A 17,870-nucleotide genomic window follows, 5' to 3' on the forward strand; every position below is an offset into this window, starting at 1 on the left:
GACCCCGAGATATCCAGATATGGGTGTCATTCAACTGAGATATGTCAGGAGTGGTGGTGACGACCCGCATCGTCCACCGGCCGGCGCGCACCGTCTACCCCCCGGCCGAGCGGGACCCCCGCCAGGTCGAGGCGCCGCCCACCCTGCCCGAGGCCAACGCCGGCGGCAACCAGCTGATGGCCGTCCTGCCCATGGTCGGCATGATGGGCTCGCTGACGATCATGACGGTGCTGCGCAACCCGGCCTTCCTGGTCCTCGGCGCGCTGGTCCTGGTCGTCGCCGTCGTCGCCGGCGCGGGAATGCTGCTGTCCCGGCGCGGCCAGGTGGGCCGGCAGCGGCGCGCCCAGCGCGAGCTGTACCTGGACTACCTGGAAGGGCTACGCGACGAGCTCGGCCAGGAGGAGCGCGCCGCCCGGGCCGGCGCGCGAGTGCTCGACCCGCCGCCCGAAGCGCTCTACGACGTGGTCCGCGACCCCACCCGGTTGTGGGAGCGGCGCCGCCGGCACCGCGACTTCCTGCGGGTGCGCATCGGCACCGGGCTGATGCCGGGCCGGCCCCTGGAACTCAGCGAGCAGGGCACCGCGCTGACCCCCACCGACCCGTTCATGCGGTCGGAGGCGTACGCCGTGATCCGGCGCTTCGAGACGGTGCCGGACATGCCGCTGACCGTCCCCCTGGACCTGGCGGGCGACATCAGCGTGATCGGCTCCCGCGACGACGTGATGCGGGTGATGCGGGCGCTGCTGGCCCAGTTCACCGCCTTCCACTCCGCCGAGGACGCCGCGCTCGCCGTCGCGCACGCCGCCGACCGCGCCGCCGACTGGGACTGGCTGAAGTGGCTGCCGCACGCGATCGACCCGCACCGCAGGGACGGCCGCGTCGGCGCCCGGCTGATCGCCCCCACCCCGGCCCGGCTCGGCGCGCTGCTCGCCGACGACCTGCGCGAGCGCTCCGGCTTCGCCGCCGAGGTGATGCGCGGGGTCGGCCGGCGGGACGCGCACCGGCTGATGCGGCGCCTGGTCGTGGTGCACGACACCCACGGCTCGGTGGCGCACGACCTGATGCGCCCCGACCCGGCCCTCGCCCCGGCCGACCTCGCCGCCACCGTGATCCACCTGGTGGAGAACCAGGTGGACGAGCCCGGCGACGTGAACGTCCGCATCACGGTGGACGGCGAGCGGGTGCGGGTGGAGGACCTGCGCGGCGAGACGCCGCTGACACTCACCGGCGTCCTCGACGACGTGCCCGCGCCGGCCCTCGCCGGGCTGGCCCGGATGCTCGCCCCGCTCCGGCTCTCCCGCGAGTCGATCGACGAGACCGCCGCCGAGGGCGGCAGCGTCGACTACCCCACCCTGCTGGGCATCGGGGACCCCGGCGACCTGGACGTCTCCCGGCTGTGGGCGCCGCGCGGCGAGCGGGCCTTCCTGCGGGTGCCGATCGGCGTCGACGACGCGGGCCGGCCGCTGATCCTCGACCTCAAGGAGGCGGCGCAGCTCGGCATGGGCCCGCACGGGCTGTGCGTGGGCGCCACCGGGTCCGGCAAGAGCGAGATGCTGCGGACGCTGGTGCTGGCCCTGGCCGCCGGGCACCCCCCGGAGCGGGTCAGCATGGTGCTGGTCGACTACAAGGGCGGCGCCACCTTCGCCCCGTTCGCCGACCTGCCGCACGTCGCCGGAGTGATCACCAACCTGGAGGACGACGCCGGGCTGATCGAACGGGTCTACGCCAGCCTCGCCGGAGAGGTGCAGCGGCGCCAGCAGGTGCTGCGGGACGCGGGCAACATCGCCAACATCGGCGACTACGCCTACCAGCGGGCGCACCGGCCCGAGCTGCCGCCGCTGCCGCACCTGCTGGTCATCATCGACGAGTTCGGCGAGCTGCTCACCGCCCGCCCCGACTTCATCGAGCTGTTCCTGTCCATCGGCCGGATCGGGCGCAGCATCGGCGTGCACCTGCTGCTGTCGAGCCAGCGGATCGAGGGCGGGAAGCTGCGCGGGCTCGACACCTACCTGTCCTACCGGCTGGGGCTGCGCACGTTCTCGGAGGAGGAGAGCCGCACCGTCCTGGACACCCCGGACGCCTTCCACCTGCCCGCGCTGCCGGGCTTCGGCTACCTCAAGGTCGACACCAGCGTCTACCAGCGGTTCAAGGCGGGCTACGTCTCCGGACCGTACCGCGGCCAGGTGGCCGCCGAGGAGGAGGAGCCGGCCGGACCCGTCCCGGTGCTGCCCTACACCGCCTACAACACGGCGGGCTCGGCCGGCGGGCCGGCCCCCGGCATCACGGCCGGGGGTCCCGAGGGGTCCGGGGAGGCCGAGGAGGCGCTGCCCGAGCGCACCGTCGGCCCCACCCTGCTGGACGTGATGGTCGGCGGGCTGGCCCGGCACGGGCGGCGGATCCAGAACATCTGGCTGCCGCCGCTGCCCGCCGCGACCACGCTGGACGCCGTCACCGGCCCGGTGGCGGTCACCGGGCGGGGCATGCGGCTGCCGGTCCGGCTCGCGCCGCTGCACGTCCCGATCGGGCTGCTCGACGACGCCCGCCGGCAGTGGCAGGGGACGTGGAACCTGGACCTGACGGCGGCGGGCGGCCATATCGCGATCATCGGCGGCCCGCAGACCGGCAAGACCACGCTGCTGCGCACCCTGGTGATGTCGCTGGCGCTCACCCACACGCCGGACCAGGTCGCGGTGTACGCGCTCGACCTGGTGGGCGGCGGCCTCCAGGCACTGTCGGCCCTGCCGAACGTCGGCGGGGTCGCCGGGCGCACCGACCGGGAGCGGGTCCGGCGCACCGTGGAGGAGATCCGCGGGATGCTGGAGCACCGCCAGGAGGTGTTCCGCGACCGCGGCATCGACTCCGTCCAGCGGCTGCGCGCGATGCACGCGGCGGGCGAGGTCCCCGAGCTGCCCTGCGCCGACGTGGTGCTGTGCGTGGACGGCTTCGGCTCGATCCGCAACGACTTCGAGGAGATCGACGACATGGTCTCCGACCTGATGCAGCGCGGCGGCGGGTACGGGATCCACCTCGTCGCCGGGATGCTCCGCTGGAACGACGTGCGCATCGCCATGCAGTCCAACTTCGGGCAGCGGGTCGAGTTGCGGCTCAACGACCCGTCCGACTCCACGGTGGAGCGGAAGCTGGCCGAGACGATCGGCGCCGACCAGCCCGGGCGGGCGCTCACCGACACCAAGCTCTTCGGGCACGTGGCGCTGCCCCGGGTGGACGGGGTGGCCGACGCGTCCCGGCTCGGCGAGGCCGTGGAGAAGACGGCCCGGGCGATCAGGAACGCCTGGCAGGGCGAGGCGGCGCCGCCCGTCCGGGTGCTGCCGCACCGGCTGCCCGCCGCCGCCCTGCCCGGCCCGGCCGACCAGCCCCGGCTGGTGCCGATCGGCGTGGACGAGAGCGCGCACGAGCCGGTGCTGCTCGACCTGTTCGACCGCGACCAGAACCTGCTGGTGCTGGGCGACGGCGAGTGCGGCAAGACCAACCTGCTGCGGCTGCTGGTCGGCGGGCTGATCGACCGGTACTCCCCCGGTGAACTGGTGTTCGCGGTCATGGACCCGCGCCGGACGCTGCGCGACGTCGTCCCCGAGCCCTACCTCGGCGGGTACGCCGCCAACGCCCGGCTGGCCGCGGGCCTGGCCGGCGGCGTGGCCAAGGAACTGGAGGGACGGCTGTCCGACGACCCGGAGGCCGCCACGGAACCGCCCTCGCCGCGGATCGTGGTGCTGGCCGACGACTACGACATGCTGACCAGCGCCGGGCAGCAGCCGCTGGCCCCGTTCCTGCCGTTCGTGGCCGGCGGGCCCGACATCGGCCTGCACTTCGTGCTGGCCCGGCGGGTCGCGGGCGCCGCCCGGGGCCTGTACGACCCGCTGGTGCAGGGCGTCCGGGAGAGCGGCACGGCGTCGCTGCTGATGTCCGGCGACCGCACCGAGGGGCAACTGATCGGCCGGATCTACGCCAGCCCCCAGCCGGCCGGGCGCGGCCAGTGGATCCGGCGGGGCGAGGCGGCCCGGCTCGTCCAGACCGCGCTGGCGCGATCCGAGGGAGGAACGTGACCTACGACCTGGTCGCCCTGACCGCGAAGGCCCCCAACATCCGGGCCGCCATCGACGCGATGGCGCACGCGAGCCCGGCGCTGCGGGTGCGCGGCGCCGGTTCCGGCGCCGTCATCCAGCTCTGCGACGACGAGGGCCGGCCGCTGCTCAACATCGAGGCCGCGCAGCGGGTCGACGTCGAGGGCGAGGTGGAGCGGCTGCTCGGCCCCGGCGCGGCGGACGGGCTGACCGTGCCCTACTGGTGGGTCGAGGTCCGGGCGTCCGGGGACGGGGACCGGCCCGCCGCCCTCGCCCACCGGTTCGCCGACGACCTCGTCCGGCGGCTCGGCGGCCGGGTGTGGTCGGCCCGGCCCGCCCCGGCCGACCCCGGCCCCGGCCCCGGTGAGGGGGGCCGGTGAGCGCGCATCCGGCGGTCGACATCCTCACCGCCCGCACGGCGGTGGTGATCCAGGACCGCCCGCTGGTCCCGCTGTCGTCCTGGCTGATCGACGCCATGGCCGCCTGCGCCCGCGGCGGGCTGGCGTTCCAGGTGCTCACCCCGGACGACTCCCGGATCACGCTGCCGCTGCGGATGGCGCTGAACATCTCCCGCTCCCGGTGGGTGGTGCAGGAGCCCGGCGACGCCGGCTACTACGACGGCTTCTCCGGGATGCCGCTGGAGTGGAACGGCGCGGCCTTCGCCCCCGTGGACGCCGGGACCGCCCGCTCGGCGGGCCCCTCCCCGGCCTTCACCCGGCCGGTGCCGGACCTGGGCGCGCAGCTGCTCGTCGATCTGCGGGTGCTGCATCCGGCCGCCGCCGAGCTGGAGCTCGGCCAGACGATCGAACTGCTGGCCGACCGGCTGGCCGGGACGGAGCCGACCGCCTGGGGCACCGGCGAACCCACCCTGTCGCGGTGGCTGCCCGCCGAGGTGACCGAGCTGTGCCGGCGCCGGTCACCGCAGCCGACCCGGCTGGTCTTCACCGGGCCGAACCTGATCGGCACCCACCAGGTGTCGCGGGTGACCTCGGGGGTCACGGAAGCGGTCATGTTCGTCACCGGGCGGGCCGCGGACGAGCCGTCCCCGCTCGACGACCTGGCGGAACTCGCCGGGGAGCTCGCCGCCCGGGGGACGCTGCAGACGATGACCGTCCAGCGAACCGCGGGCCCGGCCGACCTCACCTACGTCCCGCGGTGGTGCGGCGCCCCGGCTCCGGTGGGACTGGCGATCGGCCCGGCGGGTGTCGCGGAGGTCGGCCTGGAGCACGCGCTGGCCGCCCCGGTGGGCGGCCGGCCGATCGGCGACCCGGACGAGCCGGCCCTCTGGTACCCCCTGGAGGACGACGCTCCCGGCGACTGGACCGAGTTCGCCGCGCTGCTGCGGCATCTCGGCCCCGCCCAGTAGCCCGCTACTCGCGGTGGTGGCTCTCGCCGGGCCAGCTGCCGGGGGGCTCCATCGGCTCGGGGTCGATGCCGGGGATGACCTGCTCGCACCAGACGACCTTGCCGGTGGCGGTGCGGCGGGTACCCCAGCGGTGCGCGAGCTGGCTGACCACCAGCAGGCCGCGCCCGTTCTCCTCGTGGTCCTCGGCGTGCCGTAGCCGGGGCAGCGCGGCGGACCGGTCCAGCACCTCGCACACCAGGGTGCGTTCGCGCAGCAACCGCAGCTCGATCGGGCCGGGCGCGTAGCGCAGCGCGTTGGTGATGAGCTCGGAGGTCAGCAGCTCGGTGGTGTAGGACAGCGAGCCCAGCTCCCACCTGTCGAGCTGGTCGCGGACCAGGCCGCGGGCGCGGCGGACCGCCGCCGGGTCGGCGGGCAGTGTCCAGGACGCGCGGTGGTCGTCGGGCAGCCGGCGCAGCCGGGCGATGAGCACGGCGATGTCGTCGCGGTGCTGGTCGGAGTAGACGCCGTCCAGGGTGGCCTTGGCCAGGTCCTCCATCGGCCGGTCGTGCGTGTCGCCCGCGAAGATCCCGCGCAGCCGGGACAGGCCGTCGTCGATGTCGCGGCCCCGGTTCTCCACCAGCCCGTCGGTGTAGATGACGAAGAGACTGCCGTCCTCGACCTGGAACTCGCGGCTCTCGATGGTCGCGCCGCCCGCCACCCCGAGCGGGGGCGCCGGAGGGATCTGCAGGTACTCGCTGTCGCCGCCCGGCCCGGCCAGCAGCGGCGGCAGGTGTCCGGCGGAGGCGATCTCCAGGGTGCCGGTGGTGGCGTCGTACACGGCGTACACGCAGGTGGCGAAGTGCGGCTCCTGCTCGCCCAGGTCGATCATCAGCTCGTGCATCACGTGCAACGCGTCGGCCGGCGGGTACTCCAGGTTGGCCAGCGTGTGCAGCGCGGTGCGCAGCCGCCCCATGGTGACCGCCGCCTTGACCCCGTGCCCGGCCACGTCACCGACGATGAGGGCGACCCGGGCGCCGGGCAGCGCGATCGACTCGTACCAGTCGCCGCCGACCTCGACCAGCTTGCTGCCGGGCAGGTAGCGGTGCCGTACCTCCACCGAGGTGGGCGCGGTCAGCCGGTTGGGCAGCAGGCTGCGTTGCAGGGCCAGTGCGGTGGCACGTTCCCGGCTGAACTTCCGGGCGTTGTCGATGACGATCGCCGCCCGATGCGCGAAGTCCTCGCCGAGCTTGACGTCCCACGGGTCGAACCGCCGGAACCCCTGGACCCGGGTGCAGACGAGGACACCGAGCATGGTGCCGTCCGCGATCAGCGGCAGCAGCACCATCGAGACGTCGCTCAGCAGTTCGGCGACCGGCGGGCGCCGCCACACCTTGGCGATCTCGGCGGCTTCGGCCGCGTCGACCGTCGGCAGGTGCACCGGCTGGGCGGTGTCGAGGCATTCGCGGTACGGGGTGCCCTCGGGGTAGACCAGCACCTCCCCGGTGGGGAAGGTGGACTCCCACATCGGGTTGCCGTCGTCGGAGGTGACGGCCAGCCGGCGCAGCACGGTCGAGCCGCCGCGCTTCTCGCTCTGCACCTCGTCGGCGGCGACCAGGCTCTCCAGCACCAGCACGGTGGCGGTGGTGCAGAAGTGCGGGACCAGCGCGTCGATCAGCCCGCGGGCGCTCTGGTCGAGGTCGAGCGAGGCGCCCAGCCGGGGCAGGGCGTCGTCGAGCAGCGCGCGGCGCATGTGGCTGGCGTCCTGGAAGCGCTGGCTCTGTGCCAGCGGCACCCGGATGTAGAGCATCCCGGCCGGGCCGGAGCCGGTCGCCATCATCGGCTCGACGGTGGCGACGGCCCCGGTGACCGCGTCGTCGTCGCGCCCCTTGATGGTCAGCGTCTCGGAGCGTTCCTGGCCGGCGGTGATCGCCTCCAGGAGCCGGTCGACCTTCTCTCCGGCCTCCGGGCTCTCCTCGTCCACCAGCACCCGGGCCGACCTGCCGAGCAGGTCGCCGGCCTCGTAGCCGAGCAGCCCGGGGACGTTCTGCCCGCACTGGATGATCTCGCCCGAGTGGCCGATGCCGAAGACCAGGGTTCTGGACGCCGAAACGGTGGCGGGCGTCTCGCCCGCCGGCGCCATCACGGATCTCACCTGTCGCGCTCCTGACAACCGGTCGTCCTACCGCTCCCTTGGCCAAGTATGGGGTATCACAAGCCCACAAGGGGGAAGATCACGATTACCGCCGCGAGGCCGCCCCGTCACCCTCCGCGGAAATCCCCTGAAGCAGCAGGTCCACGACCCCTTCGGCGAAATCCTCCGGTGCCACGTCCCGTGCGGCGGATGCCCTCGCCTGCATGGTCATCGAGCCGACGATCACGGAGATCGTCATCTCGACGTCGATGCCGGGCCGCAGTTCGCCCGACTCGATGCCGCGGCGGAGCACCCCGCGGAACACCTCACGCCGCGGTTCGATCACCACCTGCCGGTAGCGCGCGAATAGTTCGGGGTGCTTCTCCGCGCCGCCGGCCACGTTCCAGAAGCACCGGATGTGCTTGGTGCCCTGCTCGGCGCTGAGCGCGCGGGCCAGCGCGAGCAGGTTCTCGCGCGCGGACTCCCCGGGCGGGAGGTCGGGCAGCGGCCCCTTGGCGGCGGCCAGCGCGCTGACGATCAGTTCCTCCTTGTTGGGCCAGCGCCGGTAGATCGTGGTCTTGCCGACCCCGGCCCGGGCCGCCACCGCCTCGATGGAGACGGCGGCGACCCCGGCCGCCTCGGCGAGCAGGTCCAGCGTCGCCGCCAGGATCGCCCGCTCCGCGCGCTCGCTCCGCGGCCGACCCGGCGCCCGCGTACCGCTCGTCCGCTCAACGCTCATGGCCCGTCACGCTCTCACACCTGGGCCGGTTCGCGGTCCTCGATCAGCGTGTCCTCGGCTGCCCGGGCCCGGCCCGGCATCCAGCGCAGGACGACCAGGACGCCGATGAAGGCCACCGCGGCCGAGCCGAGCGCCGCGGCGTGCATGCCGTCGAGGAACGCGGCGTGCGCGGGCTCGATCAGGCGGTTCCCGGCCGCGCCCAGCCGGGACGCCACCGCCAGGGTGCCCTCGATCGACTCCGTCGCCGTCGCGCGGGCCCCGGGGGGCAGGGCGGCCAGGTGGTCGTCCATGCCGGACCGGTAGATCGAGGCGACCACCGAGCCGAGGATCGCCACGCCCAGCGCCACCGCGACCTGCCGGGCGGTGTTGTTGATCGCGGAGCCGGCGCCGGCCTTCTCCCGCGGCAGCGCGGACATCACCGACTCGGTGGCGGGCGGCATGACGTTGGCCATGCCCGCGCCCTGGACGAAGAACATCGCGCCGATCACCCACAGCGAGGTGTCCTGGTCGATGAACCGGTAGGCGACCAGCGAGACCGCCACCAGCAGCAGGCCGACGGCGCACACCGCCTTGGTGCCGAACCGCTGGACCATCGCGGCGCTGCGCGGGGAGAAGATCAGCTGGGCGGCGGCGAAGGGCAGCAGCATCGCGCCCGACTCCGCGGGGCTGAGCCCGCGCACCGACTGCAGGTAGAAGGAGGTGAAGAAGAAGACGCCGGAGGTGGCGAAGAAGCACAGCGCGATCGAGCCGACGGCGGTCGACATCCGCGGGTCGCGGAACAGCCGCACGTCGAAGGCCGGGTGGTCGGTGCGCGCCTCGTGCCAGACGAACAGCGCCAGGACCGTCACGCCGAGCGCGATGGGGCCGAGCACGGCCGGCTCCAGCCAGGAGGCCCGGTCACCGCCCCCGATGATCCCGTACGACAGCGCGACCAGGCCGACGATCGACAGCAGCACCCCGACCGGGTCGAGCCGGCCCGGGTGCAGGTTGCGGGACTCGGGCACGAGCAGGAACATCGCGGTCACGCCGCCGATGACGATCGGCACGTTGATCAGGAAGACCGAGCCCCACCAGAAGTGGTCGAGCAGCAGGCCGCCGGTGACGGGGCCGATCGCCACCGCCAGCCCGACCGCGCCCGCCCAGATGCCGATGGCCCGGCCGCGCTCGTGCGGTTCGAAGACGTTGGTGATGATCGACAGGGTCTGCGGCATGATCGCGGCGCCGCCGAGGCCCATCAGCGCGCGGGCCCAGATGAGCTGGTCGGGGGTCTGCGCGTATGCCGACAGCAGCGAGGCGAGGCCGAAGACGACCATGCCGGCGACCAGGACGCGCTTGCGGCCCAGCCGGTCGCCGACCACGCCGAAGGTGAACAGCAGCCCGGCGAAGACCAGCGTGTAGGAGTTGATCGACCAGGCCAGCTCGCTCTGTGTGGCGCCGAGCCCCTCGCCCGGGTCGGCGATGGTCTTGAGCGCCACGTTGAGCACGGTGTTGTCGAGCACCACCACCAGCAGGCTGAAGACGAGGACGCCGAGGATGTACCAGCGCCGGGGGTGGCCTGCGGGTGGGGAGGGGGCGGGAGAGGGGGGCTGCTCCACGGTTCTCCTTCGAAGCGAGGAATGTCAGTCCATAGGTGGATGGTTGGCGAGTTCCGGGGTGAGCGTACGCCCGACACTTGCGATACGCAACGGTAGCGTTTCGATATCTGGCCGGATCAGCCGGGGCCCCGAAAACGGGAATCTCGGGGGTTTTCCATCCGTTTGGGCCGTGGGATCATCTTTCACGTCCGGGTACGCCACCGTGGCGCCTCGAGACCGGAGGTTCACCATGACCGCTGACAGCCCTGCCGTCTCCGGCCCCGCCCGCTCCAGCCGGCCCACCGCCCTGTACGGCGGCCAGGCCGGGCGCCGGGTCACCGTGCGAGACCTCGCCGCCGCCAAGGAGCGCCGCGAGAAGTGGCCCATGCTCACCGCCTACGACGCCATGACCGCCCGGGTCTTCGACGAGGCCGGCATCCCCGTCCTCCTCGTCGGCGACTCGGCCGCGATGGTCGTCTACGGCTACGACTCCACCATCCCGGTGACCGTCGACGACCTGATCCCCCTCACCGCCGCCGTGGTGCGCGGCGCCAAGCGGGCCCTCGTCGTCGCCGACCTGCCCTTCGGGTCCTACCAGAGCGGCCCCGCCGAGGCGCTGGCCACCGCGACCCGCTTCCTCAAGGAGACCGGCGCGCAGGCCGTCAAGCTGGAGGGCGGCGCCCGGGTGCTCCCCCAGGCCGAGGCGATGGTCGCCGCAGGCATCCCCGTGATGGGCCACCTCGGCCTGACCCCGCAGTCGGTCAACGTCTTCGGCGGCTACCGGGTGCAGGGCCGCGGCGAGGACGGCGAGCAGCTCATGTCCGACGCCAAGGCGCTGGAGGCCGCCGGGGCGTTCGCCGTCGTCCTGGAGTGCGTGCCCGAGGACCTGGCCGCCCGCGTCACCGCGGCCCTGTCCATTCCCACCATCGGCATCGGCGCCGGCCCCGACTGCGACGCCCAGGTGCTGGTCTGGCAGGACATGGCCGGGCTCACCCCCCACACCGCCAAGTTCGTCAAGAAGTACGCCGAGGTCGGCACCGTCCTGTCGGACGCGGCCCGCGCCTTCGCCGACGAGGTGACCGGCGGCGCCTTCCCCACCGCCGAGCACACCTACCGCTGACCCCGTCAGCGCCTCACCGGCTCGCGCGGCGCCGTGACGCCGCGCGAGCCGGTGAGAAGGCGCTGCCGTCAGTCTTCTTCGGAGTCCACTTCGCCGTGGCTGCTTCCGATCTCGGTGTGCCGGTCGTTGTCCTCGTTGTACGCATGGGGCAGGACGCTGAGGTTGACCAGGCCGCCGTTCCCGCCCCCGACGTCCTGCCCGATGGGCAGGGCGCCGGCCCGGGGGCCGCTCGAAGCGGCGGACGGCTGCGCGGTCAGCGCGAACGCGGCCACGGTGAGAGCGGCGGTCGCCAGCGCACCGCGCAGTGCACCACCGGTGCCGGCGATCGTGTTCTTGGTAGAAGGCACGTGCTTCTCCTGGGAGTCGGGGGAAGAGCAGGCACCTATCTATCACACCACGAGGTCGAACAGTTACAGAAAGTGCGCGCGGGGTCGTGTCGCCCCGAACGGTGTCAGGCCGGGAGTTCCTCGGGGCCCGCGGTGAGCCCTGCCGGCTCGACGGCGATCTCGTCGCCCAGGAGGCCGACCGCGGCCTTGACCACGGCGGGACCCGCGACGTTCATCAGCAGCAGGATGAGGTTCAACGACTTCTGCGCGTCGGTCATCTCACTGCCCGCCAGGGCGTCGACCGCGGTACGCAGGTCCGCCTGGTCCTCGGCCGAGACGTTCTGCAGCAGCGCGAGGCAGAGCGTGGGCAGCGCCAGGCGCGCCTTCTCGAACGAGATCTCGGTGAAGTTCTCGGCCTCCCGGACGCGGGTCTCGGCCTGCATCCGGTCGACCCCCCGGTCGGCGGCGGCCAGCAGCGAGGTCAGCAGCGTGCTGGGCCCCACCGCCACGTCCTCGTCGCCGACCCGGACGGTGAACAGGGCGCTGCGGAAGACCGCCATCGAGCCGAGGCTGGCCGCCACCATCTGGGCCGCCGCCGTCGTCGAAGCGGTGCGCGCACCGAGGTCCCAGCCGAAGGTGCGGATCAGCAGCAGGGCCCCCACCCCCGCCCCCGCGTTCAGCAACACGTACGCCCAGGTGCTCGGCACCCGGACCAGTGAGGCCGGCCGGTCGCGGTAGCGCGTGATCAGCTCGGCCATTCCCACCAGGCCGCCCAAAGTGGCCACGATGAGATACGCGATCATCAGTCGCGGCCCCCGGCCAGGCCCACCAGGTCCTCGCCGCCCTCCCGGCGGACGACCACCAGCCCGCGCCCGTCGAGTACGCGCACCGCGTCGGCGATCTCCAGCAGGGTCAGCCCGAGCCGGTCGTGCAACGCCTCGACGGAGAGCGGCCCGCGCGCCGCGGTCAGCGCGTCGAGCACCCGGCGGCAGGACTCGGGCAGGTCTTCAAGGTCGTCACCGGTGCCCCGCTCGCGCTCCCCGGCCAGGTACTCCTCCGGGAACCGCCGCGCCGCGGACTCCCCGGGCCGCTCCGACGGGCCCAGGAACGTACTCCACGGGTCGGTGGACCGATTCTGCCTCATGCGCACCTGCCAAGTCGTAGCCGATCTCCGGGCCGTGTGGAGCAGTTTCGATGAAATCCGGCAAACCGCCCGCCATCCACCCCCATGGCACCACTTGGACGCGCCGGAGTCATCCCGCGCTCCGGTGAGATGCCGTTATTTCTTGGCGTGCTCGGCGGAACGGACCACGATCAGCCGGTCGCCCGCGGCGAGCCGCGCGCACGCCGGGTTGTCGAACGGCAGCGTCCTCCCGTCGCGCACCAGCGCGATCACGGGAGCGCCCATCTCCTGGACCGACTTGCCGACCTCCTCAAGGCGCACCTCGCGCTCCACCAGGTCCAGGCCGCGCCCCTGCTCCAGCAGGTCCTCGATGACCTGGCTGACGCTGGGCTGGGTGGTGGACATCCCCAGCAGCCGGCCGGCCGCCTCGGAGGAGGTGATCACGTAGTCCGCGCCGCTCTGCCGCAGCAGCGGGACGTTCTCGGACTCGCGGACCGCGGCCCGGATCCCCGCCGCCGGGTTGAGCTGCCGGGCGGTGAGGGCGACGAGCACCGCGGTGTCGTCGCGCTGCACGGCGACCACGATCTCGCGGGCGCGCGCCACCTCGGCCCGGCGCAGCACGGAGCTGCGGGTGGCGTCGCCCACCACGCCGACGAAGCCCGCCTCGGCGGCCTCGGCCACCATCCGCGGGTCGGGGTCGACCACCACGATCGAGGTGCGCTCGCACCCGGTGTTCAGCAGGGTCTTGACCGCGCTGCGGCCCTTGGTGCCGTAACCGACCACCACGATGTGATCTTGCACTCGGCTCCTCCACCGGGAAAGCCGCCAGTCCTGGCGGGTGCGCGCGGCCAGTACCTCCAGGGTGGTGCCCACCAGGAGGATCAGGAACAGCACCCGGACCGGCGTGACGAAGACGACGTTGATCAGCCGCGCGCCCGGGCTGACCGGGGCGATGTCGCCGTAGCCCGTGGTCGACATGGTGACCGTGGCGTAGTAGAAGGCGTCGAGCAGGGAGATCGGCCCGCCGGCGGAGTCGCGGTAGCCGGCGCGGCCGATGTACACCACGAGGACCGTCGCGAACAGCAGCGTGAACGCCAACCCGATCCGGGTGGCCACCGAACGCAGCGGCCCCACCACCGGTGTGGGCAGCAGGACCCTCGCCTGACGCCCGGATCCTTCATCGACCACGGATCGACGGTAGCTCAGACGTCGGTCACCCGCAGCCCGGCGTGGGCTTTGTACCGCCGGTTGATGGAAATCAGGTTGGCGGTGAACGCCTCCACCTGGTGGGCGTTGCGCAGCCGGCCGCCGTAGATGCCGCGCATCCCGGGGATCCGCGCCGCCAGCGCCCGCACCATGTCGGACGCCTCCCGGTCGTCGCCGACCACCAGGATGTCCAGGTCCATCTCGGCGACCCCGGGGTCCAGCAGCAGCACCGCGGAGACGTGGTGGAACGCGCCGATCACCCGGCTGTCCGGCAGCACGGCGGCGGCCTGCTGGGCGGCGCTGCCCTCCTCGACGGGCAGCGCGTACGCGCCCTGCTTGTCGAACCCCAGCGGGTTGACGCAGTCGACCACGATCTTGCCTTCGAGTTCGGCGCGCAGCGACTCCAGCGTGGCCCGGTGGCCGTCCCAGGGCACCGCCACGATCACGACGTCGGCCTCGCGCGCCACGGTGGCGTTGTCGGCCCCGCGCACCGGCAGCCCCGGGTCCAGGTCGGCGGCGGCGCGGGCGGCCCGTTCGGCGTCGCGGGAGCCGATGAGCACCTGGTGGCCGGCCAGCGCGAACCGCCGGGCCAATCCCTTGCCCTGGTCTCCGGTGCCGCCGAGGATGCCGAGGGTCAGCCCGGCGACATCGGGGAGGTCGTGCGGCGAGGTCTGCTGAGTCATGTGACAAATCCTGCCAGGCCGCACTTACCCCATGACGATCGGGGCTCCCGGCCCGGAAACCCGGTGGCCACGGCCCCGGATGGGGCACCATGGGCGGGTGGACAACGACCAGGTGGCGATGTTGCGCGAGGTGCTGTCCGCCACGGGATGGCTGGAGCGCACCGGCGAGTTCGCCCGCGCCCTGCGGGTCTCGGCCCGGCGGCCGGGCGGGCTGCTGCTGGTGGGCACCCCAGGGGACGATCCCTGGCACCTGGCCGCCCACCTCGACGACGAGAGCCGCCACAACGACGTCCCCGGGCTGGCGCCGACGCTGGTGCGCTGGGAGCCGCCGCCGGACGCGCCCCCGCACCTGCGGGTCGGGCTCGACCGGTTGGCCGCGGCACGGCGCGGCGAGACCCTGTTCGTGGTCGCCGAGGAGGACGCTCCGGCACCGCTGCTGGAACGCGTGGACGACGCCCGGCGCACCGGGGCGGTGGTGCTGGCGCTGGAGGGCGGCGACCGCGAGCTGGCCGGGCTCGCCCACGAGGCGCTGACCGTACCGCCCGCCGACGGGCTGGTCTCCTTCGACGGCGCGCAGCACCTGGTCAGCGCCGCGGCGGGCCGGCCGGTGGAGCCGCGGCGCGGCCTGCGCGACCGGCTCGCCCGGGTGCTCGCGACCATCAGCGGCCCGGTGGTCGACTAAATCGTGTCGACCGGACCGGGCCGGCTAGCCCCACTCCTTGTCCTGCTCGCGCCAGTCCTCGTTGCGGCGGCGGGCCAGCTCCAGCGCGCCGGCCGCCTCCTGTTCCGAGCCGTACGGGCCCATCCGGTCCTTGCCGGGGCAGCCGACGCCGTGCTCGACCTTCATGTGCTTGAGACAGAACCACCAGTCACCATCGTCCTCTTTCACGGCTGACATCGTGCCCAGGATGGGCCAACTACACTCGCAGAACATGACAACCCAACTCCGGCCCGGCCGCGTCTCGCCGCTGCGCAAAGTCCCCGCGCACATCCCGCGGCCCGAATACGTGGGCAAGAAGCGGCCGCGTACCGGCGAGCCCGATGTCAAGACGCCCGAAATCATCGAGGCGATGCGGGTGGCCGGCCGGATCGCGGCCCAGGCGCTGCAGGAGGTGGGCCGGCACGTGCGGCCGGGCATCACCACCGACGAGCTCGACCGCATCGGCCACGAGTTCCTGCTCGACCACGACGCCTACCCCTCGACGCTCGGCTACCGCGGCTACCCCAAGTCGCTGTGCACCTCCATCAACGAGGTGATCTGCCACGGCATCCCCGACGACACCGAGTTGCGCGACGGCGACATCGTCAACGTCGACATCACCGCCTTCATCGGCGGGGTGCACGGCGACACCGACGCCACCTTCCTGGTCGGCGACGTCGACGAGGAGTCCCGGCTGCTGGTGGAGCGCACCCGGGAGGCCGCAGACCGGGCGATCCGCGCGGTGGCGCCGGGCCGGGCGATGAACGTGATCGGCCGGGTCATCGAGTCCTACGCCCGGCGGTTCGGCTACGGGGTGGTGCGCGACTTCACCGGCCACGGCATCGGCACCACGTTCCACTCCGGGCTGATCGTGCCGCACTACGACGACCCGCAGGCCGGCACGACCATGGAGCCGGGGATGACGTTCACGATCGAGCCGATGCTCACCCTGGGCACGATCGACTACGACATCTGGAAGGACGGCTGGACGGTCGTCACCAAGGACCGCAAGCGCACCGCGCAGTTCGAGCACACCATTCTGGTGACCGATGATGGCCACGAGATCCTGACGCTTCCCTGACCCGCCCGGCGGGTACGACGACGCTTGATCCACGTCCATAACCCCTCCGGCCGGAGGCAGCCCTCGCCATGAACGTCCCGGCGCCGTACGAACCGCGGGTCCCCTCCGACAGCATGCCCCCGGGGCGGGCGGCGCTGAGCGTGACCTGGGCGGCGTTGCCGTTCCTCACGTTCGGCCTCGCGACGCCGTTCACCTTCGCCGCGGCGGCGCTGTGGCGGCGCACCTGGCACCTGCTGCTGGCGGCCCTGGTCTACTCGGGCGTCTTCGCACTCCAGGTGCTGGCCGCGCCCGAGTTGGAAATCGCGCAGGAGGCCGGGGAGTCCGGCTGGAGCACCGCGGGCCTGCTGGCCGGCTTCCAGGCGATCGTGGGCTGCGCGCACGCGTTCATCGTCCGCCGCCGGGTGTTCGACCCCAGCGGGGCGGCCGGGCTGGCCGGCAACGAGAAGGCGATCGAGCGGGTGCGGCGGCAGCGGCTGATGCGGCAGAAGGCCAGGGAGTTGGCGGCCGCCGATCCGGGGCTGGCGCGCGAGCTGCGGATCGGCCGGCCTGACCTGCCCCGGCAGTACGACGACGGCGGCCTGATCGACTTCAACCACGCGCCCGCCGAGGCGTTGACCCTGCTGCCCGGGCTGACCCCCGAGTTGGCCGCGCGGATCGTGCGGGTGCGCGAGGACACCGGCGGGTTCATGTCCGCGGAGGAGCTGTCGGCGCTGGCCGAGCTGCCGCCCGCCCTCACCGCCGACCTGGCCGAGTACGGGCTCTTCCTGCGCTGACGCCCGGAACACCGCCCCCAAAAAAGCGACAAAGACTCCGATATAGGGTGAGCCTACCGAACTTAGGGAAGGCTTACTTAACCTATGGCTCAACCAGCGGAGATCGCGGCAGGCACCCCGAAGCTCGACGATCCGGCCGGCGCGGCCGGCCCCCTCCCAGCCTGGACCGCCTGACATGGCCGCCCCGACAGGCGAGGAACTGCTGCCCGAACCGCTCAGTGCCCTGCTGGACGCCGCCGCCGGCGTGCCGGCGGGGTTGCGGGCCGGCGCCGAGCCCGGCTGGCGGCCCGCCGACCGGCTGCCCGAGCTGATCGAGGCCGAGGCGCGGCGCTGGGACGCCCCACCGCACGTCGCAGCGGCGCTGCTGTGGAAGTCCTACTCCTACTGGGCGGTCCTGCCGGTGACGCTCGGCTGGGCGCTCGGCCGCCGGGTCCCGCTGGGCGGGCCGCCGATGCTGCTCCCGCTGGACGACGAGCCGCACCTGCTCGTGGGGCCGCGGGACCTGACGGTGGCCGTCACCGCCACGGACCCGGTCGCGGGACGGCCCGGCACCGTGGTGGCAGCCGACGAGACCGCGCTGCTGGCGATGGTCCGCCGGACCCTGCTGGAGGACCACCTCGCGCCGCTGATCCGCGCCCTGCACGCGCGCACCCGGGTGGGCGAGCGCACGCTGTGGGGGTCGGTGGCCGAGGCCTTCGCCTACCCGCTGGCGGCCCATGCGGAGTCGCTGCCCGAGCCGGCCGAGACCGTCGTGCCCGCCCTGCTGGACGGGCTCGGCCCGCCGGTCGCCGGGCTGGTCCGTCCCCTCCCGGGGCCGCCGGGGCTACGCCGGCGGACCTGCTGCCTGTGGGTGACGCTGCCGGGCGCGGAAGCCTGCCCCACCTGCTGCCTGATCCGGGAACCCGGCGAGCGGTAGCGGCGTCCCATCCCACACGGGGGTCCGGCGCGCCGTCGCGCCCGGGGAAGCAAGATCAGGCTAAAGTCCGG

17 protein-coding genes are annotated in these 17,870 nt (G+C 73.5%); 8 read left to right on the plus strand and 9 right to left on the minus strand.

Annotation, left to right across the window (positions count from 1 at the left end):
• Positions 1-56 precede the first annotated feature (56 nt).
• Genes eccCa through DPM19_RS22085 form a run of 3 tightly spaced genes read left to right on the plus strand, consistent with a single transcriptional unit; the run spans position 57 to position 5,448 of the window.
• Positions 57-4,064 (plus strand): type VII secretion protein EccCa, encoded by a 4,008-nt coding sequence (eccCa, locus tag DPM19_RS22075; RefSeq protein WP_111869871.1) that lies wholly within the window; start codon positions 57-59, stop codon positions 4,062-4,064.
• On the plus strand, positions 4,061-4,462 hold the full coding sequence (locus DPM19_RS22080; protein ID WP_111869872.1) for a hypothetical protein: 402 nt from the start codon (positions 4,061-4,063) through the stop codon (positions 4,460-4,462). Before eccCa ends, DPM19_RS22080 begins: the two co-directional genes overlap by 4 nt.
• Positions 4,459-5,448: a DUF6177 family protein gene (locus DPM19_RS22085; RefSeq protein WP_111869873.1), complete on the plus strand. Its 990-nt coding sequence runs from the start codon at positions 4,459-4,461 to the stop codon at positions 5,446-5,448. The genes DPM19_RS22080 and DPM19_RS22085 overlap by 4 nt, the downstream gene beginning before the upstream one ends.
• A 4-nt stretch (positions 5,449-5,452) precedes the next feature.
• Here the strand turns inward: DPM19_RS22085 and DPM19_RS22090 are convergent, their stop codons facing one another.
• From DPM19_RS22090 to DPM19_RS22100, 3 genes are all read right to left on the minus strand, one after another.
• Positions 5,453-7,579: a SpoIIE family protein phosphatase gene (locus tag DPM19_RS22090; protein WP_233510631.1), complete on the minus strand. Its 2,127-nt coding sequence runs from the start codon at positions 7,577-7,579 to the stop codon at positions 5,453-5,455.
• A gap of 85 nt (positions 7,580-7,664) precedes the next feature.
• The gene (locus tag DPM19_RS22095) at positions 7,665-8,297 is read right to left on the minus strand and encodes a TetR/AcrR family transcriptional regulator (protein WP_111869875.1); all 633 of its coding nucleotides are present in this window, start codon (positions 8,295-8,297) and stop codon (positions 7,665-7,667) included.
• 14 nt (positions 8,298-8,311) lie between these two features.
• Positions 8,312-9,892: an MFS transporter gene (locus DPM19_RS22100; protein ID WP_111869876.1), complete on the minus strand. Its 1,581-nt coding sequence runs from the start codon at positions 9,890-9,892 to the stop codon at positions 8,312-8,314.
• Positions 9,893-10,121: 229 nt separating this feature from the next.
• Here DPM19_RS22100 and panB point away from each other — a divergent pair, with 229 nt between their 5' ends.
• Positions 10,122-10,991 carry a 3-methyl-2-oxobutanoate hydroxymethyltransferase gene (gene panB / locus DPM19_RS22105; RefSeq protein ID WP_111869877.1) on the plus strand — a complete coding sequence of 290 codons (870 nt, stop codon included), beginning with the start codon at positions 10,122-10,124 and terminating at the stop codon, positions 10,989-10,991.
• Between the two features lie 68 nt (positions 10,992-11,059).
• On the opposite strand, the gene DPM19_RS22110 is transcribed toward panB, so the two are convergent.
• The 5 genes from DPM19_RS22110 to npdG form a co-directional block, all read right to left on the minus strand.
• Positions 11,060-11,338, minus strand: coding sequence for a hypothetical protein (locus tag DPM19_RS22110; protein WP_111869878.1), 279 nt, complete (start codon positions 11,336-11,338; stop codon positions 11,060-11,062).
• Positions 11,339-11,442: 104 nt separating this feature from the next.
• On the minus strand, positions 11,443-12,120 hold the full coding sequence (locus tag DPM19_RS22115; protein ID WP_111869879.1) for a hypothetical protein: 678 nt from the start codon (positions 12,118-12,120) through the stop codon (positions 11,443-11,445).
• Entirely contained in the window at positions 12,120-12,461 is a 342-nt protein-coding gene (locus tag DPM19_RS22120; RefSeq protein ID WP_111869880.1) for a helix-turn-helix domain-containing protein, read from the minus strand. The genes DPM19_RS22115 and DPM19_RS22120 overlap by 1 nt, the downstream gene beginning before the upstream one ends.
• A 135-nt stretch (positions 12,462-12,596) precedes the next feature.
• Positions 12,597-13,628 carry a potassium channel family protein gene (locus DPM19_RS22125; RefSeq protein WP_111869881.1) on the minus strand — a complete coding sequence of 344 codons (1,032 nt, stop codon included), beginning with the start codon at positions 13,626-13,628 and terminating at the stop codon, positions 12,597-12,599.
• Positions 13,629-13,642: 14 nt separating this feature from the next.
• A complete protein-coding gene (gene npdG, locus DPM19_RS22130; RefSeq protein WP_111869882.1) occupies positions 13,643-14,329 on the minus strand; it encodes an NADPH-dependent F420 reductase in 687 nt (228 codons plus the stop codon).
• A 97-nt stretch (positions 14,330-14,426) separates the two neighbouring features.
• On the opposite strand from npdG, the gene DPM19_RS22135 reads away from it, so the two are divergent.
• Entirely contained in the window at positions 14,427-15,011 is a 585-nt protein-coding gene (locus DPM19_RS22135) for a hypothetical protein (RefSeq protein WP_199485216.1), read from the plus strand.
• 24 nt (positions 15,012-15,035) lie between these two features.
• Here the strand turns inward: DPM19_RS22135 and DPM19_RS22140 are convergent, their stop codons facing one another.
• The gene (locus DPM19_RS22140) at positions 15,036-15,218 is read right to left on the minus strand and encodes a hypothetical protein (RefSeq protein ID WP_407642566.1); all 183 of its coding nucleotides are present in this window, start codon (positions 15,216-15,218) and stop codon (positions 15,036-15,038) included.
• Positions 15,219-15,261: 43 nt separating this feature from the next.
• Between DPM19_RS22140 and map the strand changes: the two genes are divergently transcribed.
• The 3 genes from map (at position 15,262) to DPM19_RS22155 (ending at position 17,799) form a co-directional block, all read left to right on the plus strand.
• Positions 15,262-16,110: a type I methionyl aminopeptidase gene (map, locus tag DPM19_RS22145; RefSeq protein WP_111869884.1), complete on the plus strand. Its 849-nt coding sequence runs from the start codon at positions 15,262-15,264 to the stop codon at positions 16,108-16,110.
• Positions 16,111-16,178: 68 nt separating this feature from the next.
• Entirely contained in the window at positions 16,179-16,883 is a 705-nt protein-coding gene (locus DPM19_RS22150; RefSeq protein WP_111869885.1) for a ComEA family DNA-binding protein, read from the plus strand.
• Between the two features lie 175 nt (positions 16,884-17,058).
• Positions 17,059-17,799 (plus strand): IucA/IucC family C-terminal-domain containing protein, encoded by a 741-nt coding sequence (locus DPM19_RS22155; RefSeq protein ID WP_111869886.1) that lies wholly within the window; start codon positions 17,059-17,061, stop codon positions 17,797-17,799.
• The last annotated feature ends 71 nt before the right edge of the window (positions 17,800-17,870 follow it).

It is taken from the genome of Actinomadura craniellae, from assembly GCF_003289645.1.
GTDB lineage: Bacteria > Actinomycetota > Actinomycetes > Streptosporangiales > Streptosporangiaceae > Actinomadura_D > Actinomadura_D craniellae.

Coding starts and splice junctions, on each gene's coding strand:
- DPM19_RS22095 (WP_111869875.1), bottom strand. CDS start 8,297: ATGAGCGTTGAGCGGACGAGCGGTACGCGGGCGCCGGGTCGGCCGCGG.
- panB (WP_111869877.1), top strand. CDS start 10,122: ATGACCGCTGACAGCCCTGCCGTCTCCGGCCCCGCCCGCTCCAGCCGG.
- DPM19_RS22115 (WP_111869879.1), bottom strand. CDS start 12,120: ATGATCGCGTATCTCATCGTGGCCACTTTGGGCGGCCTGGTGGGAATG.
- DPM19_RS22120 (WP_111869880.1), bottom strand. CDS start 12,461: ATGAGGCAGAATCGGTCCACCGACCCGTGGAGTACGTTCCTGGGCCCG.
- npdG (WP_111869882.1), bottom strand. CDS start 14,329: ATGACTCAGCAGACCTCGCCGCACGACCTCCCCGATGTCGCCGGGCTG.
- map (WP_111869884.1), top strand. CDS start 15,262: ATGACAACCCAACTCCGGCCCGGCCGCGTCTCGCCGCTGCGCAAAGTC.
- DPM19_RS22150 (WP_111869885.1), top strand. CDS start 16,179: ATGAACGTCCCGGCGCCGTACGAACCGCGGGTCCCCTCCGACAGCATG.
- DPM19_RS22155 (WP_111869886.1), top strand. CDS start 17,059: ATGGCCGCCCCGACAGGCGAGGAACTGCTGCCCGAACCGCTCAGTGCC.